We start from the raw sequence: 15,841 nt of genomic DNA, 5'->3' as shown, positions 1-15,841 counted from the left end.
AGCGGTCCCGGTCGCCGTACGGGAGCGGTCCCGGTCGCCGTACGGGAGCGGTCCTGATTCGCCGTACGGATGTGTCTCAGACGAGGGTGGCGCCGTGGACGGGGCCGTGGGCCGGGACGGCGGTGTGGGCGGCGCCCGTGGCGGTGAGGCTGCCCGCCAGGTCGCGGGCGTGGAGGGCGTCGATGGCGAGGAAGGCGCAGGTGGGACCGGAGCCGGAGACGATGGCCCCCAGGGCGCCGTGCTGGCGGCCCGCCTCAAGGGTCGGGGCGAGCTCCGGGCGCAGGTTGAGGGCGGCGGGCTGGAGGTCGTTGCTGAGGTGGGCGCCGAGGGCGTAGGCGTCGCCGGTGCCCAGGGCCTCCAGGAGGGAGTCGTCCGGCTGGGGCCAGGTGACCTCGGTGGCCTCTGCGGCACGCAGCCGGTCGCACTCGGCGTACACGCTGGCCGTGGACAGACCGCCGTCGGCGAGCGCGAACACCCAGTGGAACGTGCCGCCCGTGGGCAGCTCGGTCAGCCGCTCGCCCCGGCCGGTGCCGAGAGCGGTGCCGCCGAGCAGGGAGAACGGGACGTCGCTGCCGAGATCCCCGGCGATCTCCATCAGGTCGTCGAACGGCAGGCCGAGACCCCAGAGCTCGTTGCACGCCACCAGGGCGCCGGCGGCGTCGGCGCTGCCGCCCGCCATCCCGCCCGCGACCGGGATCTCCTTGTTGATGATCAGGTCCGCCCCGTAGGTGCGGCCCGCGTGCTTGGCGAGGGCGCGGGCGGCCCGGATGGCGAGGTTGCCGTCGTCCACCGGCACCTGGTCGGCCCACTTCCCGTTGACCGACACCGTGATGGAGTCGGACTCCTTGGCCACCACCTCATCGAAGATCGACACAGCGTGGAAGACGTTGACCAGGTCGTGGTAGCCATCTTCCCTGAGCGGGCCGACAGAAAGCTGCACGTTGACCTTCGCGGGCACACGTACGGTCACCGAACTCATCGATCTTCTGCCACTCTCATCGCTTGCCGGGGTCAAGGACACTCGATGTTATCGGTGCCCGGAGCGCTGACATGCGGTTCTCGGAATATGGGCTGTGGAACGCCCGCATCATCGGTACATAGAGTCAGGTTGGTGGTCATTTGTCCTCGACATGCTCTGTTACGTCGAGTGACGATGATGGTCGGCTTCGTAGGGGTGAAGAGGGGTCGGTGAAGATGGTGCCGAAAATAGCGGTGGTCGAGGTGCCGCAGTGGCGGGGATCCGGGTCGCGTACCGCGGAACGCCTGCGTGACGGGGCCCGTATCGTGGCGGATCTGGCCTGGGAGGCGGCGACGGCACGCGACGGCCTCGCGGGCGGGCAGCAGCAGCCGCCGCCGGTCGCCAGGGTCGGCGTGACCGTTGACGACGAGAGTCTCGCGGCCACGGCGGCCGCGGTGCGGGCGGCGCTCGCGGAAGTGGCCGACGACGCGGTGGTCGTCACGGTGGGCGGGGACTGCGGGGTCGAGCTGGAGCCCGTGGCGGCGGCCCGGAAGCGGCACGGGGAACGGCTGGTGGTGGTCTGGCTGGACGCTCATGGGGATCTGAACACGCCGCGGTCGTCGCCGTCCGGCGCCTATCACGGGATGGTGCTGCGAGCGCTCACGGGCGAGGGACCCGAGGGGCTGGTGGCCGAGGTGCCTGTGGAACCCGGGCGGATCGTGCTGGCCGGGGTGCGGGATCTCGATCCGCCGGAGGAGTCCTTCGTGGAGAGCGCCGGGATCCGGTGGGTGAGGATGGCGGAGACGGCGACCCCCGAGGCTCTGCTCCGGGAGATCGAGGCCGCGGGCGGCCCGGACGCGGCTGTCTACGTGCACATCGACCTCGACGTGCTCGATCCGGAGATCTTCCGCGGTGTGGGGTGTCCTACGCCTGGAGGCATGCATCCTGAGCGGCTGCTTTCGTCGGTGGCGGCGGTGGCCGGACGGTTCGAGGTGGCGGGGCTCGGGCTCATGGAGTATGAGGCCGGCGGCTCCGCGGACGAGCGGGACGAGGAGCGGAAGCTGCTGGCCGGGCTGGTCGGCGGGCTGGTCGAGGCCGTCGCCGGTCAGCCCGGGCGTACGGTGCCGCGGTAGGCGGCGCGGAAGTACGCAGACCTGAGGAAGCGCGTCCTGCGGACCACGTCGCCGGTCTTGGGGGCGTGGATCATCACGCCCCCGCCCAGATAGAGGGCCACGTGGGTGGGGTCGCCCCTGCCGCCGCCGAAGAAGAGGAGGTCGCCGGTGCGGCGGGCGTGATGGGCGACCCTGCGGCCCTGGCGGAACTGGGCGCCGGTGTAGTGGCTCAAGGGGACGCCGGCTCTGGACCAGGCGTAGAGGGTGAGGCCGCTGCAGTCGAAGCCGCGGGTGGCCGCACCCCTGCCGATGCCGAAGGTGGGGCCCCTGGAGGAGCCGCCGCCCCAGGAGAAGGAGACGCCGAGCTGGGCGAGGGCGGCGGAGGCGGCGATCTGGCCGCGCGTGAGTGCCTTCTTGGTGGTGATGGTGGTGGTGAGAGTGAGGGTGGAGGTGCGTGCGGGGGGCACGGCCGCCGCCGCTGCCGTCGCTGCCGTCAAGACGCTGATGGTGGTCACGAATGCGCAGGCCAGCGACAGCATCCGGCGCGGGGTGACGGGGAGGAGGCGGAGGAGGAAGGCGCTGCGGGCGAGGGTGAGGGCTGTGGCCGAGGTGGGCCCGGAGGGTGAAGGGATGGTTTCGCGGCGGGACATCGTGGCCTCCTGGCAGGTCGTGCGGACGAGGTGAGGCCAGGGTCCTGCGATCCGGCGGGGCGCGTGGGGCCGAGCGCGGTTCTGTGGACAAGGTGCGCGCGAGGCGACGGGGCTGTGGATGAACGGGCGATCGAGCCGCAGGGCAGCGACGGTGCGCGGGTGGTGAGGCGTGGGGCGGGCCACGCCGCCGGTCGTGGCCGCGGGTCGAAGCACCCGCGGGCCGAAGCACCCGCGGGTTGGAGCGCCCGCGGGCCGGAGGAGTGGCCGGTCGGAGCCGCGACCGGTCGGAGTCGTGGCAAGTCGAAGACGCGACCGGTCGGAGTCGTGGCAAGTCGAAGACGCGACCGGTCGGAGTCGTGGCAAGTCGAAGACGCGACCGGTCGGAGTCGTGGCAGGTCAGGGTTTGAGTTCGGCTATGCGGGCGAAGGCCGTGATGTCGAGTTGTTCGCCGCGGGCGCTGGGGTTGACGTCGGCGGCGCGCAGGATGGCCTCCGCCTCGGCCGCGCTGCCCGCCCAGCCGGCGAGCGCGGCGCGCAGGGTCTTGCGGCGTTGCGCGAAGGCCGCGTCCACGACCGCGAAGACCTGCTCGCGGGTGGCCTTCGTGGCGGGCGGCTCGCGGCGGGTGAGGGAGACCAGGCCGGAGTCCACGTTGGGGACGGGCCAGAAGACGCTGCGGCCGACCGGGCCGGCCCGCCGCACGTCGGCGTACCAGGCGGCCTTGACCGACGGCACACCGTACACCTTGGAGCCCGGGCCGGCCGCGAGCCGGTCGGCCACCTCGGACTGCACCATGACCAGGCCCCTGCGCAGGGACGGAAGGACCTCCAGGAGGTGGAGGACCACGGGGACGGCCACGTTGTACGGCAGGTTGGCCACCAGGGCGGTCGGGACGTGACCCGCGAGGTCGTCGGGCGTGATCCTCATGGCGTCGGCGTTGACGACGGTGAGCCGGTCGGACAGGTCGCGCTCGGCGACCGTGACGGGCAGCTGGGCGGCGAGCACCGGGTCGATCTCGACGGCCACCACGTGCGCGGCCGACGGCAGCAGGGCCAGGGTGAGCGAGCCGAGCCCCGGGCCGACCTCGATGACCACGTCGTCGGCCGACAGCTCGGCCACGCGGACGATGCGGCGGACGGTCCCCGCGTCGATCACGAAGTTCTGGCCAAGTTTTTTTGTCGGACGAAGATTTAGCCTGTCCGCCAAAATACGTATTTCTGCAGGGCCCAACAGCCTCATCATCCAACCAGTCTCCCGCATCGAAGAACCTGAGATGGCGGATGGGGAGACCAAAGGAGAGGATGGCGTGGAACAGGAAGGGACGTCCCTCATGGAGCCAACGGGCGCCGCGCCGCTCCGCCCCACGGACCTACGGGAGATAGGCCCGTACCGCCTGCTGGGGCGACTTGGCGAGGGCGGTATGGGGACCGTCTTCCTCGCCCGCGCGCCGACGGGGCGCTTCGTCGCGCTCAAAGTCGTCAAGGCGGAGTTCGCCAACCAGGAGGGGTTCGCGGCCAGGTTCCACGCCGAGGTGGAGAACGCGCGCCGGGTGGCGTCGTTCTGCACCGCCCAGGTGCTGGACAACGGCAACACCGGCGACGGCCGTCCCTACATGGTGACCGAATACATCGCGGGCACCCCGCTGTCGGAGCAGATCGCGAAGTTCGGCTCCCTCGACCCGGGGCCGCTGCACGGCGTCGGGCTGGGCGTGGCGGCCGCGCTGGCCGCGATCCACGTGGCCGGGCTGGTGCACCGCGACCTCAAACCGGCCAACGTGATCCTCTCCCTGTCCGGGCCGCGCGTGATCGACTTCGGGATCGCCAGGGCACTCGACAGGGAGACCGGGTTCACGTTGTCGGGCGAGCTGCTGGGCAGTCCCGGGTGGTGGGCACCCGAGCAGGTACGCGGTGAGATGGTCACCCCGGCGGCCGACATCTTCGCCTGGGGCTGCCTCATCGCCTACGCGGGCAACGGGCGGCACCCGTTCGGGCGCGGCGACCCCATCACGATGGCCCACCGCGTCCTCAACACCGTGCCGGACCTGGGCGCGCTGCCCGCTCCGCTCAACGAGCTGGTACGCCTGGCCACCTCGATGGACCCGGCGCTGCGGCCCACCGCGCAGGACCTGCTCATCGCGCTGGTGGGCGGGAACACGCCGGCGCCGTCGATCAATCCGCCGACCCTGGTCGCGACAGAGATGCTCAACGACTGGCAGCCGCCCAGGAACGTGGTGGACGAGCCCGACGTCACGGCCACGTTCAGCACGCCGCCGCCGAGCGGCACCTTAGGGCAGGCGGCGGCGTTCGAGGAGCTGGCGCGCAGGGAGGAACTGGCGGCCAAGGAGGAGCTGGCCCGCCGGCCCGCCGGGACGCCGGATGACGGCGGCCAGGGGCAGGGCCGGGCGCGCGGCCTGTTCAAGCGCAAGGGCGGCCGCGAGGCCGGCCGGCAGGACGGGACGGAGAGCGCGTGGCCCGGAGCGCGCACGGACGACAACCAGGGCGACGGGCAGCGCGACAGGTCGGGTGACGGGTGGCGCGGCGGGTCGGGCGACGGGCGGCGCGGCGGGTCGGGTGACCGGTCGGGCGACCGGCCGGACGGAGGACAGCGCGACAGGTCGGGCGACCGGCCGGACGGCGGCCGCGGTGTCCCGTCTGCCGCCACCGCAGCCGCCGCGCCCACTGCCGGTGAGCCCACTGCCGCCGTGCCCACTGCCGCCGAGCCGCAGCCCCACGCGCGGCAGGAGGCCCCTGGACGTGGCGGGGCGCAGGAGCCGCACGGCCCCGGTGCGGGCCACGGGCAGGAACGGCGGGAGCCGGGCGCGGCCCACGGGCAGGAGTCCTGGGGGCGGGGGGTGACGCCGGGGCGGGAGCAGTTGCGGCGGATGGCGCACTCCGAGCAGCGCGGCGCCGACACTCAGCCCGGCGACCGCCGCACCTCCGCCTCCGCTCCCACTTCCGCCTCCACTTCCGCCTCCGCTTCGACCTCCGCCTCCGCTTCAGCCTTCCCCGTCCCCCCGCTCTCCCCCTCCCCCGCCTCCTCCCGCTCCCCCGAGGTGCTGCCGGACGAGCCCGACACCCTCGGCGGCACCCGCACCACCGGCACCCGCTGGCTGATCGCCGCCGCGGCGGCCGTGCTGGCCATCGTGGTCACGGTGGCGGTGCTGATCGTGACCACGGGCCGCAACGCGGTCGTCCAGAGCGGCGGCGGCCCGTCCGTGGCCGCCACGGCCCGGCCGAACGACGTGGGCCACCGCTTCCCGCTGGGCGAAGAGCTGGACGACCCGATCGCGATCGTCACGGCCGCGCCCCGGTGCGGCCTGAAGGAGTACGAGGGCAGGGTCGCCACCCAGGGCCAGCTCTGCGTGGTCCGCTGGACCATGCTCAACCCCGGCGGCGAGCGCCGGGCGCTGATCCAGCCGGTGGTCACCATGATCGACGACCGGGGCGGCGAGCACGACCCGGCCGCCGTCACCCTGCCTCCGGCGATCCTGCCGGGGGCCCGCGTGGACAGTGCCTTCGTGTTCGACCTGGCGACGTACCGCAAGCCGGTGCGGCTGACGGCGACCATGCTGGACAACGGCAAGCAGATCGAGGTGGCGCTGTGACCGCCGGAAGAGCACCCGTGGCGCCGCTGCTCGTCCTCGGCGTGCTGCTGCTGGTCCTAGGGACGGCGGTCACGCCCGTGACCACGGCCCGCGCGGCGACCGGATCGGCGCGGACGGCGGCGGCGACCGGATCGGCGCGGACGGCGGCGGCCTGCGCCGGGCCCGCCGACTTCGACGGCGACGGCGCGGACGACGTGGCGGTGGGCGACCCGTTCGCCGACGACGACAAGGGCGCGGTGCACGTGGTGTCGGGCGGGAAGGTCGTGCCGGTGCCCGTTCCCGGCCCGGCCAGGGGCGACGGCTTCGGCTGGTCGGTACGGACGGCGAAGGTGGACGGCGACGCGTGCGCCGACCTGCTGGTCGGCGCCCCGTACGCGGACGTGGACGGCGAGGAGGACGCCGGGGCCGTGTACGTGGTCTACGGCGGCGGCGCCCGGCCGCCGCAGCGCCTGACGGCACCGCAGCCGCAGCGGTACGCGCGTTTCGGCTGGTCGCTGGCGGCCCGTGACGGCCTGCTGGCGATCGGCGCGCCGTACGAGGACGACGGCAAGCTCACCGACGCGGGCGCGGTCTACGTGCGCCAGGGCAGCGGCGGGTTGCGCAGGATCAGCCAGGAGACCGTGGACGTCCGCGGCAACAGCGAGGTCGGCGACCAGTTCGGCTGGTCGATGGCGTGGGGGCCGAGGAACGCGCTGCTCGTCGGCGTCCCGTACGAGAACGACGACGGCGCGGGCCGCCAGGTCGAGACCGGGAAGATCAACTCGGGGTCGGCGGTGTTCATCGACGACGCCTTCGCCTCGCAGATCACCAGCCTCAAGCTGGACTCCCCCAGCGACCGCGACGGCGACCGGTACGGCTACGCGGTCGCCTACTCCGAGGGCTACGGCTACGCGATCAGCTCGCCGGGCAGCGGCAGCGTCCAGCTCCTCAACCCCGCCAGGAAGGTCGTCAGGACGGTGACGCAGGGCGGCCGGCAGGCGTTCGGGTTCTCGCTGGCGGCCTCGGCGGACGGCCGGCTGGCGATCGGCGCCCCGTACGGGGGCGGCGTGCGCGTCGTGTCCTGGAAGGACCCCGCCGAGGACCGGAGGCCGGCCGGTGCCGACGGGCTGTCCGGCTGGTCGGTGACCTTCAGCGGCAACAAGCTGTTCGTGGGGCAGCCGGACGCGCAGCCGTACGGGAGGGTGGCGGTGGCCGGGCGCAACGCCGAGAACCTGGAGACGCTGCGGCCGCCCCAGGGGGTGGACTTCGGGACGGCGGTGTCCGGATAGCACCAGGTGTCCGGACAGCGGCAGGTGCCCGCGCGGCATCAGGTGCCGGACAGCGTCAGGTGAAAAGCTGGGCGCCGCAGCGCGGCCACTGGCCCTGCCAGCGGCCGCCCACCTGCTGGTACAGCAGTTGCGCCCGGTAGGTCTGCTCCTCCTCCGGCCAGTCCGTCGGCAGGTCCAGCCCGCCGACGGCCTTCCACATCGGCAGGCTGAACAGGTACATCCCGTAGTACGGCCCCTCGGGGTTGTACGCCTCCGGATCCCCGCGCGACTCGCACGCGGCCAGCGCCTGCCAGTTGAGCGCGGCGACGTCCGGCTCGACCGGGTCGGTACGCGGCGGCGTGATCGTGATGACCGTGCCGTCCTCGGGGAAGCTGTCGAGCGGCGGCTGCACCTGGTAGCCGCGGCCGAGTTCGATGTGTTGCCGGCGCAGCGCCTCCCGCACGGTCCTGGCGGTGGTGCGGAAGGACAGGCGGGTGTCGCCGGTGACCACGTACACCTTGCGCCTGGTGTAGACGGTCAGCGCCATGCCCGACAGCGGCACCGCCGCGTCGGTGCGGGCGGAGACCCGGCCGGCCGAGACCGGGATGGCCAGCTCGGCGAGCGCGCCGCCGACGCTGGTGCTGGTGACCAGGTGCTCGCTGGTGCGGCCGTCCAGGGTCAGGGTGATGGGGCGGGCGCGGCGTACCTCGATCGTGGCGCCGTCGGCCAGCTCCTGGTGGACGGGCGGGTGCACGACGTCGCCGAAGCCTACGGACACCCCGGCCTCGCGGAGCACGTCCCGTACCGAGCCGGCGAAGCTGTGCACCGCCGTCCGCCTGCCGTCCACGACCACGACGACGTCCTTGGCCAGGGCCGAGACGACGACGATCGCCGCCACCGCCAGGCCGCCCGCCAGGCACACCACCGGTGTCCAGGGGGAGCGCCACGGGATCGGCGGACGCGGTTTGCGCCTCCTGCCACGCACGTACCACCTCCGGTCACGCGCCACTTCCGTCACGGAGAGTGACCGTGCCGAACGCTAACCGCGGGCCGGCTCGCGCGGCCACCGCTTCACCGAAAAATGGTCACCACTCGCCGAACACGGTGACTCCGTTGGCGCTGATGGCCTCGCAGACGTCGTCCGGTGGGAGTTTCTTGACCTCGGCCAGGCAGCGGAGGGTGAGCGGGATGAGGGAGGGGGCGTTGGGCCTGCCACGGTGCGGGACCGGCGGCAGGTAGGGGGCGTCGGTCTCGACCAGCAGCAGCTCCAGCGGCGCGACGGCGGCGGCCTCGCGCAGGTAGCCGGCGTTCTTGTAGGTGACCGGCCCGGAGAACGACATGAAGTATCCGGCCTCGGCGCACTTCCCGGCCAGCTCGGCGTCGCCCGAGAAGCTGTGGAAGACCACCCGGTCGGGCGCGCCCTCGGCCGCCAGCACCTTGAGCACGTCGTCGTGGGCGTCGCGGTCGTGGATCACCAGGGCCTTGCCGGTGCGCTTGGCGATCTCGATGTGCGCGCGGAAGCTGGCGTGCTGGTCGTCCTTGCTCGCCCAGTCGCGGAAGTAGTCGAGCCCGGTCTCCCCGACGGCCCGCACCTCGGGCCGCCGGGCCAGCGCCTCGATCTCGGCCAGCGCCTCGGGGGTGGCCTCGTGGGCCTCGTTGGGGTGGATGGCCACCCCGGCGTACACGCCCTCCTGGGCGGCCGCGGTGTCGGCGCCCCAGCGGGAGGAGGCGAGGTCGTAGCCGATCGTGACGAGCCGGGTCACGCCGACCGCCCTCGCGTCCTCCAGGATGCCGCGCACGGTCGCCGAGGCCGCCTGAGCGGCCTGGGCGACCGGATCGCCGGAGGACGCCTGCCGGTTGCCGACCATGATGTCGAGGTGGCAGTGGCTGTCGAAGACGGGCGCGGACAGCGGCTCGGGCGCGGCGGGGATCTTGCTCACGGTGCTCAGACTAGCCCTCCAGCCGGGCCAGCTCCTCGTCGACGACCTTCGGGTCGAGCTTCTTGAACAGCGGCACGGGCGGGGCCAGGGGCGTGCCCGGCTTGATCGGGCGGTGCTCCCAGCGGGCCGCGCCGTCGTAGTCGCCGGTGATCACCGGGTAGGGCTCGCCGCCGTCCTCGTCGACCTCGTGGATCTCCGGCATGCCGGACCAGACGCCCTCGCCGCCCAGCATGGCGAAGACCTTGTTGGAGGAGGTGGGCAGGAACGGCGTGAGCATCGTCTTGGCGTCGTCGACGACCTGGAGGGCGACGTGCAGGATGGACTTCTGCCGCTCGGGGTCGTCCTTGAGCTTCCACGGCTCCTGCTCGGCGAGGTATTTGTTGGCCTCGCGGATCACGTCGAACGCCTCGGTGATGGCGTTCTTGAAGCGGGACCTGCCCAGCTCCCGGCCCACCGGCCCGAACGCGGTGCGCGAGCGCTCCAGCAGCGCCCGGTCGGCGTCGGTCAGCTCGCCGGGCTCGGGCACGGCGCCGAAGTTCTTGGCCGCCATCGAGATCGACCGGTTGACCAGGTTGCCCCAGGCGGCGACCAGCTCGCCGTTGTTGCGGTTGACGAACTCCTGCCAGGTGAAGTCGGTGTCCTGGGTCTCGGGGCCGGCCACCGCGATGTAGTAGCGCAGCGCGTCGGCGTCGTAGCGGGCCAGGAAGTCGCGCACGTAGATGACGACCTGCCGGGAGGAGGAGAACTTGCGGCCCTCCATCGTCAGGAACTCGCTGGAGACCACCTCGGACGGCACGTCGAGCGCGCCCAGCGAGCCGGGGCTGCCGCCGCGGGCGCCCGTGCCGCTGTAGCCGAACAACATCGCCGGCCAGATCTCGGCGTGGAAGACGATGTTGTCCTTGCCCATGAAGTAGTAGCCGCGGGCGTCGGGGTTCTGCCACCACTGCCGCCAGGCGTCGGGGTCGCCGGAGCGCCGGGCCCACTCGATGGAGGCCGACAGGTAGCCGATCACCGCGTCGAACCACACGTACAGGCGCTTGTTGGGCTGCTCGCGCCAGCCCTCCAGCGGGATCGGCACGCCCCAGTCGAGGTCGCGGCTGATCGCCCGCGGCTGGAGGTCGCCGAGCAGGTTGAGGGCGAACTTCAGCACGTTGGGCCGCCACTCGCCCTGCTTGGACTGCAGGTAGGAGCCCAGCACCTCGGCGAAGGCGGGCAGGTCGAGCATGAAGTGCTCGGTCTCGACGAAGGCCGGCGTCTCGCCGTTGATGCGGCTCTTGGGGTTGATGAGCTGGATCGGGTCGAGCTGGTTGCCGCAGTTGTCGCACTGGTCGCCGCGCGCGCCGTCGTAGCCGCAGATGGGGCAGGTGCCCTCGATGTAGCGGTCGGGCAGGGTGCGGCCGGTCGAGGGCGAGATGGCGCCCATCGTGGTCTTCGGGAAGATGTAGCCGTTGTCGTAGAGGCCCTTGAAGATCTCTTGCGTGATCGCGTAGTGGTTCTTCGTGGTGGTCCTGGTGAACAGGTCGTAGGACAGGCCCAGACCGGTCAGGTCTTCGGCGATGACCCGGTTGTAGCGGTCGGCCAGCTCCTTGGCGCTGACGCCCTCCTTGTCGGCCTGCACCTGGATGGGCGTGCCGTGCTCGTCGGTGCCGGACACCATCAGCACCTTGTTGCCCGCCATCCGCTGGTAGCGGCTGAAGACGTCGGACGGCACGCCGAACCCGGAGACGTGCCCGATGTGGCGGGGGCCGTTGGCGTACGGCCACGCGACGGCGGTCAAGATGTGCTGGGACATGTCCCTAAGCCTACGGGGCTCGCTGTCCGTCTCGGACCCATTCCGCCGTTACGACGCGACGCGCCGGAGCGCGGTGCTCCGGCGCGTCGTGAGGTAAAAGAAACCTAGGCGGTCGTTTCCTCGCGGGTGACCGTCGTGTCGTCGCGGGTGATCGCCGTCTCCTCGCGGGTGACCGCCTCGGCGGCCTCCTCGGCCGCGGCGGCGGCGTGGTCGATCGGCGTCTCGCGGGTGCGGCGGATGCCCAGGATGCTGACGAACAGCGAGGCGAAGATGGTCTGGAAGCTCATGATCAGGGCGGTGGCGGACGGCACCACCAGGCGCAGCGACTCGCGCGGGTCGAGCTCGCCGAAGCTGCGCACCTGCCAGTGGACCAGCGACATCACCAGGCCGACCACACCGGCCAGCGCCAGCAGGCCGCCGACCACGAGCCCCTTCTCCAGGGTCACGATGTCGATGATCTTGCGGATGCGCGGCGACTCGGGCAGGAAGCCCTCCTCGGCCGCGTAGACCTTGGTGAACAGCGCGAACAGCGCGGCCTGGAAGCCGATGACCACCAGCGCCGACGACCCGACCAGGGTGTCGACGTCGAAGGCCAGCTCGCCGATCTCGACCGGGCCGAACGTCAGCGCCGTGCCCGCCACGATGCCGATGACCATCATCAGCACGCCGGGGTAGAAGAAGAGCCACTTGGGGCTGTAGAGCAGCAGGAAGCGCAGGTGGCGCCAGCCGTCGCGCCAGGAGCGCAGGTGCGGCGGGCGGGAGCGGCCGTCGGGCGAGAGCGTGGTGGGCACCTCGCGCACGTCGAGCCCGGCCAGCGTGGAGCGGACCACCATCTCGGAGGCGAACTCCATGCCACCGGTCTGGAGCTGCAGCTTCAGGATCGAGTCGCGCCGGAAGCCGCGCAGGCCGCAGTGGAAGTCACCGATGGCGGACGGGAAGAACAACCGCCCGATGAACGACAGCACCGGGTTTCCCAGGTAGCGGTGCAGCGGGGGCATGGCGCCCGGGGCGATGCCGCCCTTGAAGCGGTTGCCCATGACCAGGTCGGCGCCTTCGCGCAGCTGCTCGACGAACGGCAGCAGGTCGGTGAAGTCGTAGGAGTCGTCGGCGTCGCCCATGATGACGTATTTGCCGCGCGCGGCCCTGATGCCGCCCATGAGGGCGTTGCCGTAGCCCTTCTCGTCCACGTGCACCACACGGGCGCCGGCGTCGCGAGCGAGCTGCTGCGAGCCGTCCGTGCTGCCGTTGTCGGCGATCAGCACCTCGCCCTCGATGCCGTGCTCCTCCATGCACGCCAGAGCCTTGCGCACACAGACTTCCACGGTCTCCGCCTCGTTGAGGCAGGGCATGACCACCGTCAGTTCCACGTGTCTACCCTTCGAAATTAAGGCTGTTCCAGTGAACCATCATGCACTCTGCCCGGGCATGCTCGGGTCAAGACCGAAAAACGACTGGCATTCTTTACAGCATGGTGAGCGTCGCGGAGATTACCCCTGTGGACCACTCCGCTCCTGGCCGGGCAGCACGCCTGCTGTCCTTCGTGCGCCGACATCGGGTGTTCGCCGCGGCCTTCGGCGCGGGCGCCGTGCTGCGGCTCGTCACCATGCTCGGCTACGGCCCGGCCATGTGGTTCAACGACTCCTACGAGTACGTCTCGGTGGCGCTGCACCCGCGCCCGCACCCCATCCGGCCCGACGGTTACAGCTTCTGGCTGATGCTGCTCAAGCCGTTCCACAGCTTCGCGCTGGTGACCTTCGCCCAGCACCTGATGGGCCTGGCCACGGCCTGCCTGATCTACGCGCTGCTGCGGATCAAGTTCCGGCTGCCGAAGTGGGGGGCGACGCTGGCGGCCGCGCCGGTGTTGTTCGACGCCTACCAGATCCAGCTCGAACAGCTCGTCATGTCCGACACCCAGTTCACGCTGCTCGTGGTGGGCGTGATCACGCTGGTGCTGTGGAAGCGGCGGTTGTCGTGGAAGGCCGGGGCGGCGGTCGGGTTCCTGCTGGCGCTGACCTGGCTGACGCGCTCGATCGGGCTGCCGATCCTCGCGCTGGTGGTGCTCTACCTGCTGGTCAGGCGGACGGGCTGGAAGCCGATCACGGCGCTGGTCACCGCGTGCGCGATCCCGGTGATGGTGTACATGGGGTGGTTCGCCTCGGCGTACGGCAAGTTCGCGATGACCAACAGCGACGGCCTCATCCTGTACATGCGCACGGCGATCTTCGCCGACTGCGAGAAGATGCACTTCGACAAGTACAAAGAGGTCCAGCTCCTGCTGCTGTGCATCAACGACCCGGTCAGCCAGCGCAAGGACTACGCCCAGTGGTACCTGTGGGGCCAGGGCAACGGCGACGGCACGGGCACCGGCGAGGTGCTGCACCGCTGGGGCGTCAACAAGAAGTGGAGCGAGATCACCAACGACGCGGCCAGCGCGTTCGCCACCCGGGCGATCCTGTCGCAGCCTGGCGACTACCTGAAGGTGGTGGCCCGCGACTTCTTCCGCTCCTTCCACTGGTCGCGCCCGCGCTTCCCCGACGAGTCGACCTACAACATGTACGAGTTCAAGCCGTACGTCGAGCTGGACGAGAACGGCCAGCCGAAGCGGCTGCCGAAGTGGGCCTCGTACGCGGGCGGCCGCACCGACACCGACGCCTTCAGCTACGAGCAGGGCCCGCCGGAGACCAGGATCACCCACCCGTGGGCCGACATCATGGCCGCCTACCAGAAGGTGTTCTACCTGCGCGGCATCATGCTCGGCGGCATCCTGCTGATCGGCCTGTACGGCGTCGCGGTGCGCTGGCGGCGCTTCGGCGGCCCAGTGGCGCTGCCCTGGCTGGGCGCGGTGGGCCTGCTGCTGGCCCCGGCGGCGACGGCGGAGTTCGACTACCGGTACGTGCTCCCGGCCGTCCCGCTGGCCTGTGTCGCCGCGGCGATCACGCTGCGCAGGGGCGTCACCTGGGGGCGGCGGTCACCCAGGAGCGCATCAGCATCCGAGCCCACCACTCTGCGTGTGTGATCGTCTCGGCGGTCAGCACGGGGTAGAGCCACCAGAAGTTGACGAGCACGATGAGCGCGAACGCCCCGGCGACGGCGGCCCCGGCGGCCCGCCGCGCGGGCGGGGCGCTCGCCCTGCCGAGCACGAGCCCGGCGGCCAGCACGAGCGCCAGCACCATGAACGGCACCACGGGCAGCATGTAGAACAGGTACATCGTGCGGTCGTCGGCGACGGCGTAGTAGAACCACGGCAGCCAGCCGGCCGCCACGGCCAGCAGCACGGCGCCGGCCCGCCAGTCGCGGGTGGCGGAGTACCAGCCGACCATGGTGATCACCGCGGCGATGGCGCCGTACCAGAGGGCGGGGGTGCCGACGCCGAGCACGGCCTGGGAGCAGGCGCTCGCGCCGCAGGCCGACGGCGGCAGGCCGGCGGGGTAGTGGAAGGAGACGGGGCGTAACAGCAGCGGCCACGACCACGGCTCCGACATGTGCGGGTGGTACTCGTGCAGCCCGCTGTGGTAGCCGAGCACCTGGCTCTGGTAGCCGAGCCAGGACCGCAGCGAGTCGAAGACGAAGTAGAACGGCCCCGCCGAGGTGGCCTGCTCCCAGTTGCGCCCCCAGCCGAGCGAGGTGGCGAACCAGCCGGTCCAGCTCGCCAGGAACACCGCGGCGGGCAGCAGCCCCAGCCCGGCCAGCCCGCCGGGCAGGTCGCGGGAGAGCGTCGCCCGGTACGGCTCGCGCTGCCCCACCGCCCGCCGGGCGCCGGCGTCCCACACCAACGACAGCACCGCGAACGCGATGAGGAAGAAGATCCCCGACCATTTGACCGCGCACGCCGCGCCCAGGCACGCCCCGGCCGCCAGCCGCCAGGGCCGCGCGCCGAGCCGGGGGCCGGGACCGCCGGGGGAAGCGCTCTCGCGCCAGGCCGCCAGCCGCTCGCGCACCCGGTCGCGGTCCACCACGAGGCAGGCGAACCCGGTCAGGACCCAGAACATGAGGAACACGTCCAGCAGCGCCGTCCTGGACAGCACCAGGTGCAGGCCGTCCAGGGACAGCAGCAGCCCGCCCAGGCAGCCGAGCAGCGTGGAGCGGGTCATCCGGCGCGCCACCCTGGCCAGGATCAGGATCGACAGCGTGCCGGCGAGGGCGGCGGCGAAGCGCCAGCCGAAGGGGTTCATGCCGAACAGCCACTCGCCGGCGGCGATCATCCACTTGCCGAGCGGCGGATGGGCCACGAACGCGGCGCACTCGCCCGGCTCGCCGCAGTGGCGGAAGATGTCGAGGTTGCCGGCGATCAGGTTGCGGTCGGCCACGGGGTTCTTGTCGTCGCCCTGCATGGCCCGCTCGACGCCGAACCTGAGCAGCGAGTAGGCGTCCTTGGCGTAGTAGGTCTCGTCGAAGACGACGGCGTGCGGGACCTCCAGCCGGACGAAGCGCAGCACGCCGCCGAAGACGGCCACCAGGAGCGGGCCGAGCCAGCCGGCCAGAGCGGAGCCCTGCATCGGCGGGACCAGCCGCGCCCGTGGAACGCCCCAGGTGGTCACGAA

General features: G+C 71.9%; 12 protein-coding genes. 4 read left to right on the top strand and 8 right to left on the bottom strand.

Going from position 1 to position 15,841, the window contains the following annotated elements:
* Positions 1–76: 76 nt before the first annotated feature.
* Positions 77–979 (bottom strand): 4-(cytidine 5'-diphospho)-2-C-methyl-D-erythritol kinase, encoded by a 903-nt coding sequence (locus AB0H75_RS37810; protein WP_367804464.1) that lies wholly within the window; start codon positions 977–979, stop codon positions 77–79.
* Between the two features lie 215 nt (positions 980–1,194).
* Between AB0H75_RS37810 and AB0H75_RS37805 the strand changes: the two genes are divergently transcribed.
* The gene (locus AB0H75_RS37805) at positions 1,195–2,091 is read left to right on the top strand and encodes an arginase family protein (RefSeq protein WP_367804463.1); all 897 of its coding nucleotides are present in this window, start codon (positions 1,195–1,197) and stop codon (positions 2,089–2,091) included.
* Here the strand turns inward: AB0H75_RS37805 and AB0H75_RS37800 are convergent.
* Positions 2,064–2,720, bottom strand: a complete 657-nt coding sequence (locus AB0H75_RS37800) for an NlpC/P60 family protein (protein ID WP_367804462.1) — start codon at positions 2,718–2,720, stop codon at positions 2,064–2,066. The two genes, AB0H75_RS37805 and AB0H75_RS37800, sit on opposite strands and share 28 nt — an antisense overlap.
* A gap of 396 nt (positions 2,721–3,116) precedes the next feature.
* A complete protein-coding gene (gene rsmA, locus AB0H75_RS37795) occupies positions 3,117–3,977 on the bottom strand; it encodes a 16S rRNA (adenine(1518)-N(6)/adenine(1519)-N(6))-dimethyltransferase RsmA (protein ID WP_367804461.1) in 861 nt (286 codons plus the stop codon).
* Between the two features lie 70 nt (positions 3,978–4,047).
* Here rsmA and AB0H75_RS37790 point away from each other — a divergent pair, with 70 nt between their 5' ends.
* Positions 4,048–6,321: a protein kinase gene (locus AB0H75_RS37790; protein WP_367804522.1), complete on the top strand. Its 2,274-nt coding sequence runs from the start codon at positions 4,048–4,050 to the stop codon at positions 6,319–6,321.
* Positions 6,318–7,589 carry a hypothetical protein gene (locus AB0H75_RS37785; RefSeq protein ID WP_367804460.1) on the top strand — a complete coding sequence of 424 codons (1,272 nt, stop codon included), beginning with the start codon at positions 6,318–6,320 and terminating at the stop codon, positions 7,587–7,589. Before AB0H75_RS37790 ends, AB0H75_RS37785 begins: the two co-directional genes overlap by 4 nt.
* A 55-nt stretch (positions 7,590–7,644) precedes the next feature.
* Here AB0H75_RS37785 and AB0H75_RS37780 read toward each other — a convergent pair whose 3' ends face one another.
* From AB0H75_RS37780 to AB0H75_RS37765, 4 genes are all read right to left on the bottom strand, one after another.
* On the bottom strand, positions 7,645–8,553 hold the full coding sequence (locus AB0H75_RS37780) for a ubiquitin-like domain-containing protein (RefSeq protein WP_367804459.1): 909 nt from the start codon (positions 8,551–8,553) through the stop codon (positions 7,645–7,647).
* A gap of 100 nt (positions 8,554–8,653) precedes the next feature.
* Complete coding sequence (locus AB0H75_RS37775) at positions 8,654–9,508, bottom strand: TatD family hydrolase (RefSeq protein ID WP_367804458.1); 855 nt, start codon at positions 9,506–9,508, stop codon at positions 8,654–8,656.
* A 10-nt stretch (positions 9,509–9,518) separates the two neighbouring features.
* A complete protein-coding gene (metG, locus tag AB0H75_RS37770) occupies positions 9,519–11,300 on the bottom strand; it encodes a methionine--tRNA ligase (RefSeq protein ID WP_367804457.1) in 1,782 nt (593 codons plus the stop codon).
* A 104-nt stretch (positions 11,301–11,404) separates the two neighbouring features.
* Positions 11,405–12,667 carry a glycosyltransferase family 2 protein gene (locus tag AB0H75_RS37765; RefSeq protein ID WP_367804456.1) on the bottom strand — a complete coding sequence of 421 codons (1,263 nt, stop codon included), beginning with the start codon at positions 12,665–12,667 and terminating at the stop codon, positions 11,405–11,407.
* A 101-nt stretch (positions 12,668–12,768) separates the two neighbouring features.
* Between AB0H75_RS37765 and AB0H75_RS37760 the strand changes: the two genes are divergently transcribed.
* The gene (locus AB0H75_RS37760) at positions 12,769–14,316 is read left to right on the top strand and encodes a hypothetical protein (protein ID WP_367804455.1); all 1,548 of its coding nucleotides are present in this window, start codon (positions 12,769–12,771) and stop codon (positions 14,314–14,316) included.
* Here the strand turns inward: AB0H75_RS37760 and AB0H75_RS37755 are convergent.
* Complete coding sequence (locus AB0H75_RS37755) at positions 14,252–15,838, bottom strand: dolichyl-phosphate-mannose--protein mannosyltransferase (protein WP_367804454.1); 1,587 nt, start codon at positions 15,836–15,838, stop codon at positions 14,252–14,254. The genes AB0H75_RS37760 and AB0H75_RS37755 overlap by 65 nt on opposite strands.
* Between the last annotated feature and the right edge of the window lie 3 nt (positions 15,839–15,841).

Source organism: Nonomuraea sp. NPDC050783 (assembly GCF_040802095.1).
Taxonomy (GTDB): domain Bacteria; phylum Actinomycetota; class Actinomycetes; order Streptosporangiales; family Streptosporangiaceae; genus Nonomuraea.
Note: the sequence above shows the minus strand (reverse complement) of the source record. Positions and strands in the feature narration are given on the sequence as shown.

What these genes read in the sequence shown, in the direction of transcription:
- AB0H75_RS37810 (WP_367804464.1), bottom strand. Translation starts at nt 979, where the DNA reads ATGAGTTCGGTGACCGTACGTGTGCCCGCGAAGGTCAACGTGCAGCTT.
- AB0H75_RS37805 (WP_367804463.1), top strand. Translation starts at nt 1,195, where the DNA reads ATGGTGCCGAAAATAGCGGTGGTCGAGGTGCCGCAGTGGCGGGGATCC.
- AB0H75_RS37800 (WP_367804462.1), bottom strand. Translation starts at nt 2,720, where the DNA reads ATGTCCCGCCGCGAAACCATCCCTTCACCCTCCGGGCCCACCTCGGCC.
- rsmA (WP_367804461.1), bottom strand. Translation starts at nt 3,977, where the DNA reads ATGCGGGAGACTGGTTGGATGATGAGGCTGTTGGGCCCTGCAGAAATA.
- AB0H75_RS37790 (WP_367804522.1), top strand. Translation starts at nt 4,048, where the DNA reads ATGGAGCCAACGGGCGCCGCGCCGCTCCGCCCCACGGACCTACGGGAG.
- metG (WP_367804457.1), bottom strand. Translation starts at nt 11,300, where the DNA reads ATGTCCCAGCACATCTTGACCGCCGTCGCGTGGCCGTACGCCAACGGC.
- AB0H75_RS37760 (WP_367804455.1), top strand. Translation starts at nt 12,769, where the DNA reads ATGGTGAGCGTCGCGGAGATTACCCCTGTGGACCACTCCGCTCCTGGC.